This is a genomic window from Lysobacter rhizosphaerae, from assembly GCF_054779795.1.
In genome coordinates, this window is sequence record NZ_BAAGXO010000011.1 from 40449 (window position 1) to 52638 (window position 12190).

9 protein-coding genes are annotated in these 12190 nt (G+C 67.7%); 3 read left to right on the top strand and 6 right to left on the bottom strand.

From position 1 onward, the window contains the following. Window positions 1-34 precede the first annotated feature (34 nt). Window positions 35-1141 (top strand): alpha/beta fold hydrolase, encoded by a 1107-nt coding sequence (locus ACYVGE_RS15070; protein WP_460730916.1) that lies wholly within the window; start codon window positions 35-37, stop codon window positions 1139-1141. A 63-nt stretch (window positions 1142-1204) separates the two neighbouring features. On the opposite strand, the gene ACYVGE_RS15075 is transcribed toward ACYVGE_RS15070, so the two are convergent. The 4 genes from ACYVGE_RS15075 to ACYVGE_RS15090 all read right to left on the bottom strand — a co-directional run bounded on the left by ACYVGE_RS15075 (window position 1205) and on the right by ACYVGE_RS15090 (window position 7519). Further along, a complete protein-coding gene (locus ACYVGE_RS15075; protein WP_310053446.1) occupies window positions 1205-2164 on the bottom strand; it encodes an acetyl-CoA carboxylase carboxyltransferase subunit alpha in 960 nt (319 codons plus the stop codon). A gap of 135 nt (window positions 2165-2299) precedes the next feature. Then, the gene (gene dnaE / locus ACYVGE_RS15080) at window positions 2300-5815 is read right to left on the bottom strand and encodes a DNA polymerase III subunit alpha (protein ID WP_460730917.1); all 3516 of its coding nucleotides are present in this window, start codon (window positions 5813-5815) and stop codon (window positions 2300-2302) included. 149 nt (window positions 5816-5964) lie between these two features. After that, window positions 5965-6624 carry a hypothetical protein gene (locus tag ACYVGE_RS15085; RefSeq protein ID WP_460730918.1) on the bottom strand — a complete coding sequence of 220 codons (660 nt, stop codon included), beginning with the start codon at window positions 6622-6624 and terminating at the stop codon, window positions 5965-5967. 247 nt (window positions 6625-6871) lie between these two features. Next, window positions 6872-7519, bottom strand: a complete 648-nt coding sequence (locus ACYVGE_RS15090; RefSeq protein WP_460730919.1) for a hypothetical protein — start codon at window positions 7517-7519, stop codon at window positions 6872-6874. A 144-nt stretch (window positions 7520-7663) separates the two neighbouring features. Between ACYVGE_RS15090 and ACYVGE_RS15095 the strand changes: the two genes are divergently transcribed. Beyond that, the gene (locus tag ACYVGE_RS15095) at window positions 7664-9901 is read left to right on the top strand and encodes a winged helix-turn-helix domain-containing protein (RefSeq protein WP_460730920.1); all 2238 of its coding nucleotides are present in this window, start codon (window positions 7664-7666) and stop codon (window positions 9899-9901) included. A 40-nt stretch (window positions 9902-9941) separates the two neighbouring features. Beyond that, window positions 9942-10262 (top strand): hypothetical protein, encoded by a 321-nt coding sequence (locus ACYVGE_RS15100; RefSeq protein ID WP_460730921.1) that lies wholly within the window; start codon window positions 9942-9944, stop codon window positions 10260-10262. Between the two features lie 61 nt (window positions 10263-10323). Here ACYVGE_RS15100 and ACYVGE_RS15105 read toward each other — a convergent pair whose 3' ends face one another. Beyond that, window positions 10324-10971 carry a ribonuclease HII gene (locus ACYVGE_RS15105; protein WP_460730922.1) on the bottom strand — a complete coding sequence of 216 codons (648 nt, stop codon included), beginning with the start codon at window positions 10969-10971 and terminating at the stop codon, window positions 10324-10326. Between the two features lie 47 nt (window positions 10972-11018). After that, on the bottom strand, window positions 11019-12188 hold the full coding sequence (gene lpxB, locus ACYVGE_RS15110; protein ID WP_460730923.1) for a lipid-A-disaccharide synthase: 1170 nt from the start codon (window positions 12186-12188) through the stop codon (window positions 11019-11021). Between the last annotated feature and the right edge of the window lie 2 nt (window positions 12189-12190).

Consider the following 12190-nt stretch of genomic DNA (forward strand, 5'->3'; position numbering starts at 1 on the left):
ACTAGTCTTCATCGCTCTGATCGCGGTTGCCGGCATGGACATGCCCGCACATGCCGCCGACGCAACACCATCCGCTCCCAAGCCGTTCAGCCGCGACGCCGCCCGCGCCATCGTGGCGCAGAGCCGCAGGATCGTCTCGCCGCTGGGGGTCGAAGAGTTGAAGCAGATCGAGATCAATGGCACCAAGCAATGGATCTCGGTCCGCGGCAACGATCGCCGCAATCCGATCCTGCTGTACGTGCACGGCGGCCCTGGCGCCGCGGAAATGGTGGAGTCCTACGGCTATCAGCGGCCCTGGGAGGACTTCTTCACCGTCGTGCAATGGGACCAGCGTGGCGCCGGCAAGACCTATGCATCCAATGCGCCCGAGGCGATGGCGCCGGGCATGACCGTCGACGGCATGGTCAGCGATGCGGAGCAGGTCATCCGCTACCTGATGAGCACCTACGGCAAGAAGAAGATCTTCGTGCTCGGCCATTCCTGGGGCAGCGTGGTGGGCCTGGAAATCGCCCGCCGCCATCCGGAGTGGCTGCACGCCTACCTTGGCGCTGGCCAGATCGCCAACCAGCGCGAAAGCGAAGCGGTCGGCTATCGCTGGGCGCTCGCGCAGGCCCGCGCCGAAAACAACGGGAAGGCGATCCGCGACCTGGAAGCGCTGGCGCCGTATCCGGGGCCCAAGGGGCAGCTGACGATCGAGCGCATCGGCGCGCAGCGGCAATGGGTGATGTACTACGGCGGCCTGGCCTGGGGGCGCAAGGACTTCACGCCGTTCGACGACGCGCGGAAGCTCTCACCCGATTACAGCGACGAGGAAGTGGTCGCGATCGACAAGGGCAGCCTGTTCTCGCTGACCTACCTGCTGCCGCCGCTGGAGTCGATCGACTATGCGAAGGTGGCGCGACTCGATTGCCCGTTCTTCCTCTTCAACGGCCGTCACGACTATTCGACCTCGCACGAAGTCGCGGCGAACTGGTTCGCGCATGTGTCGGCGCCAACCAAGCGCATGTTCTGGTTCGAGAATTCGGCGCACATGATGATGCAGGAGGAGCCGGGGCGGTTCCTGATGCACCTGGTCAACGACGTGCGTCCGCTGGCCGTGCGTGCGGGTGATGCGCCGCCGGACGAGCCGGCAGCAAAGTAACGCGCCATGAAAAAAGCCGCCGGTTGCGAAACCGGCGGCTTTCTCTTGATCCCTCACCGGCGATCAGGCGGCTTCGTAGGCGCCGTAGCTGCGCAGGCGCTTGTAGCGGCGATCCAGCAGTTCGGCGACCGGCACATGTTCCAGCGCGTCGAGCTCATTCATCAGCACGGCCTTCAGGCGCTTGGCCATCTGGGTCGGATTGCGATGCGCGCCACCGATGGGCTCGCGCACGATCTTGTCGATCAGACCGTGTTCCTTCAGGCGCTTGGCGGTCATGCCGAGCTGCTCGGCGGCGTCCTTCGCCTTCTCCGCGGTCTTCCACAGGATCGACGCGCAGCCTTCCGGCGTGATCACCGAGTACGTGCTGTATTCGAGCATCAGCGTGCGATCGCCGACGCCGATCGCGAGCGCGCCGCCGGAGCCGCCTTCGCCGATCACGGTGCAGATGATCGGCACCTTCAGTTCGGACATCTCCAGCAGGTTGCGGGCGATGGCTTCGGACTGGCCGCGTTCCTCGGCATCGATGCCCGGCCAGGCGCCGGCGGTGTCGATGAAGGTGAGGATGGGCAGCTTGAAGCGCTCGGCGAGCTTCATCAGGCGCAGCGCCTTGCGGTAGCCCTCGGGCTTGGGCATGCCGAAGTTGCGCCTGACCTTGGCCTTGGTGTCGCGGCCCTTCTCGTGGCCGATCACGACCACGCTGCGCCCGTCGATGCGGGCGAGGCCGCCGACGATGGCGTTGTCGTTGGCGAAGGCACGGTCGCCGGCGAGTTCCTGGAACTCGTCGCAGATCACGCGCAGGTAATCCAGCGTGTAGGGACGCGAAGGATGGCGCGAGAGCTGCGAGACCTGCCACGGGGTCAGGTCGCGGAAGATGTGGGCGGTGCGCAGGCGCAGCTTTTCGCGCAGCGCGTGCACTTCGGCATCGACATTGACCGCCGGGCCATGGCTGGCATGGAGCACTTCCTGGATGCGGGCTTCCAGGTCGGCGATGGGTTGTTCGAAGTCGAGGTAGTTCGGGTTCATGCGTTGGCCGGGGCCGGTGAAGGCGGCAAGTTTAGCCGAGGTCGGCGAAAGGGGCCGTACGGGGGTGTCTGGGGGCAGTTTCCGGGCGCGAACTGTGACGCAGCACGGCGCTGCGGCGCCCGTTTGGGAGGTCTGTTACCAGGGGCGGGAGAACGCCAGCTTCACCGTGCGCACGCCCGGCTGCGAGCGCAGCGCGCCGGGGAGGTCGGCGTCGACGCGGATCGAATGCGTTCCGTTGAGGTCGAGCATGCCGGCGACGCCCTCGCGCAGCAGGTCCAGGCGCAGCGGCGTGGAGCCGGGGCGGTGCTTGGCCAGCAATGCGTCCACGCGCGACCAGGTGCCCGGTACGCGCAGGTCCAGGCGCAGCGACAGGCGCTGCGCATGCTTCGCACAGAGCTGCGAATAGTCCCAGCAGCGCTGCGCCTTCAAGGCAAAGCCGCCGCTGAAGGCGTCTTCGCGCAGGCCGCCCTGCACGATCAGCAGGCGGTCGCGCGCGATCAGCTGCGCGAACTCGTTGTAGGTCTCGGCGAAGAAGGCGCACTCGAGGCGGCCGCGGCCGTCCTCGATCTGCACGAACATCTGGCTGTCGCCTTTCTTGCGCAGGCCCACCACCTGTCCTGCCACCACCGTTTCCAGTTCCGGGCGCCAGCCGCTGCGTGCGCTTTCCGGTCGCGATTCCCAGATGCGTTCGAGGTCGCCGAGGTCGTGGCCGACCAGCGCGCGCAGTTCGTCGCGATACGGATCGAAGGGGTGGCCGCTGAGGTAATGGCCGAGCGTGTCGCGCTCGCCGCCCAGCAGCTGCACCAGCGGCCATTCGTCGGTTTCGCGCAATTCGATGTGCAGCGCGGGGGCCGCGCTTTCCATGCCGCCGAAGAGCGAGTTCTGCCCGGCTTCGCGTTCGCGCGCGAGCTGCTCGGTCGCCTTCACCACCTCCGGCATTTGCAGCATCAGGCTGGCGCGGTTGCGGCCGAGCTTGTCGAGTGCGCCGGCCTGGATCAGCGCTTCGAGCGCGCGCTTGTTGAGCTTGCTGCTGTCGACGCGCTTGCAGAAATCGAGCAGGTCAGTGAATTCACCGGCGCGGCGCGCCTCGACGATCGCCTCGCAGGCGCCGCGGCCCACGCCCTTCACCGCGCCGATGCCGTAGCGGATGGTGTCGGGTGTTGTCGCCTCGAACATGTACGCCGACGCGTTCACGTCCGGTGGCAGCACGGTCAGGCCCATCACGCGGGTTTCGTCGAGGAACCCCACGACCTTGTCGGTGTTGTCCATGTCCGACGACAGCACCGCGGCCATGAACTCGGCCGGGTAGTGCACCTTCAGCCATGCGGTCTGGTAGGCGACCAGCGCATAGGCCGCCGAGTGCGACTTGTTGAAGCCGTACTCGGCGAACTTCTCCATCAGGTCGAAGATTGGGCTCGCCTGCCGCGCCGGGATGCCGCGTGCCAGGCAGCCTTCCTCGAACTTGGCGCGTTCCTTCGCCATCTCCTCGGGCTTCTTCTTGCCCATCGCGCGACGCAGCATGTCGGCGCCGCCGAGCGTGTAGCCCGCCAGCACCTGCGCGATCTGCATCACCTGTTCCTGGTACACGATGACGCCGTAGGTCGGCGCGAGCACCGGCTCCAGCGAATCGTGCGGATAGGTGACTGCGGCGTTGCCATGCTTGCGGTCGACCCAGTCGCGGTCCATCCCCGAACCCAGCGGGCCGGGACGGAACAGCGCGGCGAGCGCGATGATGTCCTCGAAGGTGTCGGGCTTCGCGCGCTTGAGCAGTTCGCGCATGCCGCGCGATTCGAACTGGAACACCGCCACCGAATCGCCGCGCGCGAACAGCTCATACGTCGGCTTGTCGTCGAGCGGCAGCGTGGTGATGTCGAGCGCTTCGAGGCCTTCGCGCGCGCGGCGCACGTTGATCGCCTTCACCGCCCAGTCGATGATCGTGAGCGTGCGCAGGCCGAGGAAGTCGAACTTCACCAGGCCGACGGCTTCGACGTCGTCCTTGTCGAACTGGGTGACCGGATTCCTGCCGCGGCCTTCGCCGTCGTGTTCGGCGAACAGCGGGCAGAAGTCGCTGAGCGGCGAGGGCGCGATCACCACGCCGCCGGCGTGCTTGCCGGCATTGCGGGTCAGGTCCTCGAGGCTGCGCGCCAGGTCGAGCAGGTCGCGGACGTCGTCTTCGGCGTGGTAGCGCTGGATCAGCTCGGCCGAGGCGAGGTTGCTGTCCTTCTTCGCGGCCTCCGACTCGCCCAGCGCATCGTCGAGGCAGATGCCCAGCGTGTTCGGGATCAGCTTGGCGATGCCGTCGACCATGCCGTAGGGATGGCCCAGCACGCGGCCGGAGTCGCGCACCACCGCCTTCGCGGCCATGGTGCCGTAGGTGATGATCTGCGAGACGCGGTCGCGGCCGTACTTGCGCGCGACGTAGTCGATGACCTCGTCGCGGCGGTCCATGCAGAAGTCGATGTCGAAGTCGGGCATCGACACGCGTTCGGGGTTGAGGAAGCGCTCGAACAGCAGGTCGTACGGCAGGGGATCGAGGTCGGTGATCCCGAGTGCCCACGCCACCAGCGAGCCGGCGCCCGAACCGCGTCCCGGACCGACCGGGATGCCCTGCGCCTTACCCCAGTTGATGAAGTCCGCGACGATCAGGAAGTAGCCGGGGAACCCCATCTTGATGATGACGTCCAGCTCGGTTTCCAGGCGCGCGTCGTATACCTCGCGGCTCTTGCCGGGCGCGAGCGGATTCTTCTCCAGTCGTTCTGCCAGGCCTTCGCGCGCGGAACTGCGCAGCCACGATTCGATCGTATGGTCGCTCGGCACCGGGAATGCGGGCAGTGCGTACTCGCCCAGCTTCATAGTGACGTTGCAGCGTGTCGCCAGTGCGACCGCGTTGTCGATCGCGTCGGGGATGTCGGCGAACAACACCGCCATTTCCTCGGACGATTTGAGGTACTGCTCGGCGCTGTATTCCTTCGGCCGCTTGGGGTCGTCGAGCACGCGGCCGGAGGCAATGCACACGCGTGCCTCGTGGGCCTCGAAGCCCTCGGAATCGAGGAAACGCACGTCGTTGCTCGCGACCAGCGGGATCCCGCGGCGCGTCGAGGCATGCACGGCGAAGGCGTTGAATGCGTCCTCGCCTTCGCGGCCGCTGCGGGTCAGCTCCAGGTGCAGGCGGTCGCCGAATACTTCGCGCCAGTCCGCCAGCGCGGCCTCGGCCAGCTCGTGGCGATGCGTGCTGACCAGTTGTCCCGCCAGGCTCTTGCGGCCGACCAGCGCGAACAGGCCGCCGTTGTCTTCGCGCAGCCACTCCGGGCGCAGCGCCACGCCGTCGATGCGATGGCCTTCCATCCATGCGCGGGAGAGCAGGCGCGACAGGGTCAGGTAGCCGCTGCGGTCGCGGCACAGCAGGGTCATCCGCGCCGGGCTCTCGTTGCCGTCGGCCAGGCCGACATCGGCGCCGATGATCGGCTTGAGGCCCGCGCCCTCGGCCGCCTTGTAGAACTTCACCGCCGCGAACAGGTTGTCGATGTCGGTGACCGCCACCGCCGGCTGGCCGAGCTTCGCGCAGCGTTTCACCAGCTCGCCGATGCGGATCGTCGAGTCGGCGAGCGAGTACTCGCTGTGCAGGTGGAGGTGGACGAAACGTGCGGACATGCGGGCCGGAACGAACTGGTCCCGCAGGTTAACAGCCGGGGGGCGAGCGGACGAGATTTGACATTCGATCCTAGCTCGCCCACGGCGCGCGGGGATGCGGCGCAATCACGTGCGCGACTGCCATTGCCGCTGGCCCCCGCCCCGCTCCTCTAGGGGAGAGGGGACCCGGTCACGCGCAACGGTCCTTCCGGGGTGCGGCCGTTGGCGAAATGCTCGTCCTCCATGCGCGTGTTCTGCCGCAGCAGTTCGATTTCGGCCAGGCGGTCGCGCAGCCAGGCATTGCGCTGCTGTTCCGGGGTGCCCGCGGGGTGCTCGGTTTGCCGGTACAGGCAGAAGTCGCGGTATTCGTCGGCTTCCCCGGCGAAGGTGGGCCACGCCAGTTCGATCAGCAGCACGTCGTCGAGGCGCCCGAGCAAGGGCAACCGGTCGGGGATCAGGTCGTCCTCGCGATCGATGTAGGCCAGCAGCTTGTTGATCCGCATGCGGGTGGCGTCATCGCAGTCCCATGCGGGGTCGTCGAGCAGCGCGCGCAGTTCGTCCATGCGGTCCAGGCGTGCATCGAGTTCCTCGCGCGCCTCTTCCTCCGGTAGCGACAGCAGCCATGCCGCGAGTTGCTGCAGGCGTGGTGGATCGACACGGGCGGCATCGGGGTAGAGGTCATGGACGAGTTCATCGAATCGAGCGACCGCAGGCGCCGACAGCGCCATTTCGGGGAAGCCCGCCGGCGCGCCCAGGTCGTCGACGAGACCGCCCCGGAAGTGTTCGAACGGCAGGGGATGGGCGGTGGGTGTGGGATGAGGCATGCGCATGGGGGCACCTCGCTTCCGGCCGTGTCCGACGGGAGTCTCCCTCGTAGAGCCGCGCTGCGGCCGGTGCTTGCACGGCCCCTGTCCGGGGATGAAGAAATCATGCGCCAGTGCGGCGGGCACGGAAGCGACCTCCGACGGACGGTTCAGCAGGGCGATGCCTTGCTGACTCGGCCGGATGCCCTCCCCGGAAAAAAGCGAGGCCGCCGATGAAGGCGGCCTCATTGGCGCCATCCCTGGCTGCCCACGTTCAGTGGACGATGAATCGGGTTGCCAGCTGGGGCAGGTAGCTGCTTTCGCGAATGCAGCGGCGCTGCTTCTCGAGGAAATATTCAGCCTGGCGGGCATCCTCCCAGTCGTCGCGGGAGAAATTGAAGCCGCCGATGTCCCGGCCGCGCAGGGAGGCCTCCATCGAGCGCACCCGGCAATAGTCGAGGAAGGACGCGACCTCATACTGCAGCGACGGCCAGGCGGCCTCCACGGCGATGGCGTCGTCCAGGTGTCCTACCGTCGGCAGCGTGTTGGGCAGTAGCTGGTAGCGGCCGGTGGCGTAATGCACCATCAGGGACGCGACATTGCCGGCGTCGTCGACGGGTTGCCACTGGACGTCGTCGAGCATCCGGGCGGCCGCTTCGAGGCGCTTCATGCGTTGCAGGATGCAGGCTGGCTCGCCGGCTCCCGCTGCGCTGTCGCGCAGTTCACGCGCGGCCGTTGCGACCCGGTCGCAGTCCAATGGAGCGGCCCGGCGGCCCAGACGGGCAAGCAGGGCGTTGAAGCGGTCGACCGACGCCGCGGTCAAATGGAAGTTGTCTATGCAGTGGCGACGGCCCGGTGCCATCAGCGACGGCTGGTCGAGGATGGCAGGCAGCGGAATCGTGGCGGTAAGCATGGCGTTCATGGCAAAGGCTCCGTGGGGATGTGGGCACGCCGCGTTTTCGGCGTGGGGCCAGCATCCGTCTGTGCTGCAAACCGGTCATGACGCTCGTAAGACCCGTGTCGCAAGCTTCGGCGAGGTTGCCGAGGCATTCATGAGGTTTTGCTGATGGATGCAGGAGGGCATGCGGCAGGCGCCAAAAACGGGGGCGACGGCTACCGTTTCGGCCCGTTCCTGGTGGATGCCGCGGCATACACGCTGACGCGCGACGGCGAGTTGCAGGCGCTCGAGCCCAAGGCCCTCGCGGTACTGCTGCACCTTCTCCGCCACGCCGGTGAACTGGTCAGGCACGACGAGCTGCTGGACGCGGTGTGGGGACACCGCCACGTCACGCCCGGCGTGCTCACGCGGGCGATCGCGCAACTGCGGCATGTGCTCGACGACGACTCCCACCATCCCCAGTACATCCAGACCCAGCACGGCCTGGGATACCGCTTCATTGGTGAGCTCAGGTCCTGGCCCGAGGCGGATGGACCGCCCGCGCACGCCACGGTCGCACCCGCAGCAGAAACCGAACCGGCGCGAGCCCGCGAGGACGGGATGGCGGGTGACACCCACCGGGCGGCGACGGTGGATATCTCCGCAGCGACGGCAACGGCGACGGCGGCCCTGCCCAAGCCCGTTCGCGCTCCGGCACGCAGGCGCTGGCGTCGCGCATGGCTGCTTGCCGCGCTGCTGCTTGCCGGTTCGGGCGGCTGGATTCTCTATCGCGTATCGCCGCGTGCGCCCGCGCTCCCGAGCGAGGCGTCGATCGCCGTCCTGCCTTTCACCAGCCTCAGTCAGAACCAGGACGACAGCTACTTTGCCGAAGGCCTGGCGGTGGAACTGCACAGCGCGCTCGCCGGCGTACCGGGGCTCAAGGTGGCCGCATGCCGGGCGCGCAGCGCCTGCGGCATGCGCGGCGCCGATGCCCGCAAGCTCGGCAAGCTGCTGGGCGTGGCGACCGTGCTCGATGCGGACGTGCGCCGCGAGGGCCGGCAGGTACGGGTGAATGCGCGGCTTACGGACACCCGTACGGGCTACACGCTGTGGTCGGGCAGCTATGACAGGCAGCTCAACGGCGTGTTCGCCCTGCAGAGCCAACTGGCCGGTGACGTAGTGAAATCGTTGCTGGGGGTGCTGCCGCGGGAGCGCGACACGCAGGCGTTGACGCAACGGCTCGCACCGACGCGCAATGTCGCCGCCTACGACGCCTACCTGCACGGCGTGCAGCAGCTGGAACACCGCGACGACAGCGACGGCAAGGGCGGTACCCGAGCGATCGGTTTCTTCAGCGAGGCCTTGGCGGCCGATCCCAGCTTCGCCCGCGCGCAGGCCGGCATCTGCCGCGCGGAAATCATCGAGTTCGAAGGCGCGCATGACGCCGCCGCGTTCGAGCGCGCACAGGCCGCCTGCCAGCGGGCGGCCACGATGGACCCCAGCCTGCGCGAGGTGAGCCTGGCATTGGGCGACCTCTACCGCGCGCGCGGCGACAACGCGCAGGCGGTGGAGCAATACGGCAAGGCCCTGGACGCGCTCGCCTTGCGGCCCGACGCCTACGTCGGGCTCGCGCGCGCGGAATCGGCGCAGGGCAACAACGACGTCGCCCTCGACTACTTCGAGCGCGCCCGCCAGTTGCGTCCGGGCGACCCGAATACCTATCGCGCGCTCGGCTTCGAGCACTACGTGCAGGGCAACATGCCCAAGGCGATTGCGGGATTCGCGACGGCGGCCACGCTCGCTCCCGACGACGAGGACGTCTGGGCCAGCCTGGGCGGCCTCTACATGGTCAGCGGAGATGCTGCCCGCGCCGCCGATGCCTACACCCGGTCGTTGAAGATCAAGCCGAACTACGCGGCGCTGACCAACCTGGGTTCCCTGCGCTACGAACAGGGCCACTATGCCGAAGCCGCCGACTTATACCGGCGCGCATCCCAGATGGACAACAGCGACTATCGGACCTGGGGCAACCTCGGCGACGCGTTGTCCGCGGTGCCGGCCACCGCCTCGCAGGCGCGCGCAGCCTATGAACGCGCCGCGCGCATGGCGCAGGAGTACATCGACATCAAGCCCAGCGATGCGCATGCCATCGCCGTGCTCGCTTGGTACCGCGCGAACCTCGGCCAGGAACCGGAGGCGCGCAGGCTGATCGAGCGGGCGAATGCGTTAAATGTGGAAGAGGGGGAGGTCGCGTTCTGGGCTGCGCAATCGCTTGCGCTGCTAGGCGATCCGGATGGTGCCCGCACGTGGGCGCAGCGCGCCTGCGACGGCGGGATCAATACGCAGCGGTTGCAAGCTTCGCCGCTGCTCAAACCCTTGTTGGCCGGCATAACGCCACGACAGCAGACGGTTGGGAAAGACCGCTGACCCCCTGGCCCAGCGGACGGGCATGAATAGGAGAACAAAAATGAAGAATACGCCCCCGTCCGAAACGTCGATCGCGATTCAAGTGGATGCAGCGACCGGCAAGCCAAGCGCGAAGCCCGACAGCGCCTGGGTCAGCCCCAGCGGAACGATCGTCTGGACCAGCGCGGAGCCGTTCGAGATCATCCTCAAGCTCCTTTGGGCGAACGAGCGGGTCTTGAAGAAGTCGGTCAAGGCGGGCGACAAACACGAACTGAAAGTCATGGCCGGCGCGATCAACGGCAGGTACTCCTACGGCATCAAGGTCGGCGACCAGGAAGTGGATCCGGACGTGATCATCGGGCCGAAATCCCAGAACCAATAGGCAGCGAGCCAACTCGGACAAGGGCAGCCCGCTGCCGTGCCCTTGTTCGAGGCCCGTATCGTCAGGGCGCTTCCGCAGCGAACAGATCCGCCTGAGCGAGCCTGACCGGCATGAAGCTGCGCCGGTGGTGCGGGCATGGCCCGTGCGCCTTCAGCGCGGCCAGATGGGCGGGCGTGGAGTAGCCCTTGTGCTCGGCGAAACCGTACTGCGGCCATTGCTGGTGCAACTCGCGCATGTAGCGGTCGCGCGACACCTTGGCGAGGATCGAAGCCGCCATGATCGCGCGGTCGCGCGCGTCGCCACCGATCCAGGCCTCGCCCGGGCGGCACAGGCCGGGCGGCACGATGTTGCCGTCGATGCGGGCGGCATCCGCGGCATGCGCCACGCCTTCGAGGGCACGGCGCATGCCCGTGAGCGTGGCCTGCAGGATGTTGATGCGGTCGATTTCCTCGACCTCGATGAATTCGATGCGGTAGGCCAGGGCGCGCTGCACGATGCGTTCGAACAGCACTTCGCGGCGTTCGGGATCGAGTTGCTTGGAATCGTCCAGCCCGTTGACCGGTGTGCGCCCGGGCGCGAATACCACCGCGGCGACCACCACCGGCCCCGCCAGCGGACCGCGTCCGGCTTCATCGATGCCGGCGATGCGCGGGGTGCGCGGCGCGAGCGGTGAAGATTCGATCGGCGAGGCAGGCGGGTCGATCAGCATCGTGGCTTACCGGGGCGTCGCGCCGAGCGTGCGCGGTCGGTGCACATTCACGCAAGCTTGGCCGGGCGTGCCGGCAGCAGTTCCGCAATCGCGTCGGCTGCGCGCGCGGAGGCGTCCTGGCGCAACTGCAGGTGCAGCTCGCGGAAGCGGGGCTGGATCCGCGCCGTCGCTTCGGTATCGCGCAGCATCGCCAACGTCGCCTCCGCCAGCTTCTCCGGCGTGCAGTCGCGCTGCATGAGTTCGGGAACGATGCGCTCTCCGGCGAGCACGTTGGGCAGCGAGTAGTTCCTGACCTTCAGCATCCCCAGGCCCTTCACCAGGGCATAGGTGACCGGCGCCACCTTGTAGGCGACCACCATGGGCCGCTTGGCCAGCATCGCCTCCAGCGTGGCGGTGCCCGAAGCCAGCAGCACCACGTCGCTGGCGATCATCAGGCGGCGCGCGTTGCCGACCAGGATGCGCATCGATGACCGCAGCCTTTCGTAGTCGCGATGCGCGCCGAGCAGTTTGCGGAAGGCGAGGTTCGTAGGCGAGTTCGCGATCGGCACCACCACCTGCAGGTCCGGCACTTGCTCCAGTACGCGGGCTGCCGCGGCGAGGAAGGTCGGCGCCAACCGCTCGATTTCACCTACCCGCGACCCCGGCAGCAATGCGAGCACAGGGCGGTCGGGATCGATGCCCAGTTGCTCGCGCGTCGCGGCGCGATCGGGATCGAGGGGCATTTCGTCCGCGAGCGGGTGGCCGACGAAGCGTGCATCGACGCGATGCTTCGCATAGATCGGCGGTTCCATCGGGAACAGGCACAGCACGCGCGAGGCCGATTGGCCGATCTTCGCCGCGCGGCCCTCGCGCCATGCCCAGACCGAGGGACTGACGTAGTGCACGGTGCGGATGCCGCGCTTCTTCAGCCACTTCTCCACGCCGAGGTTGAAATCCGGGGCGTCGATGCCGATGAACACATCCGGCTTCCACGCCAGCACGCGTTCGCGCAGCGCGCGACGAACGCGCAGCAGGCGAGGCAGGTGCCTGAGCACTTCGGACAGCCCCATCACCGCGAGTTCGGAGGCATCGAACCAGGTGTCCATGCGCGCAGCCCGCATGGCATCGCCACCGATGCCCGCGAATTGCGCATCGGGGTAGCGCTTGCGCAGTTCGGCGATCAGGCCGGCGCCGAGGAGGTCGCCGGAGGCTTCGCCTGCGACGAGGGCGATCCGCATCA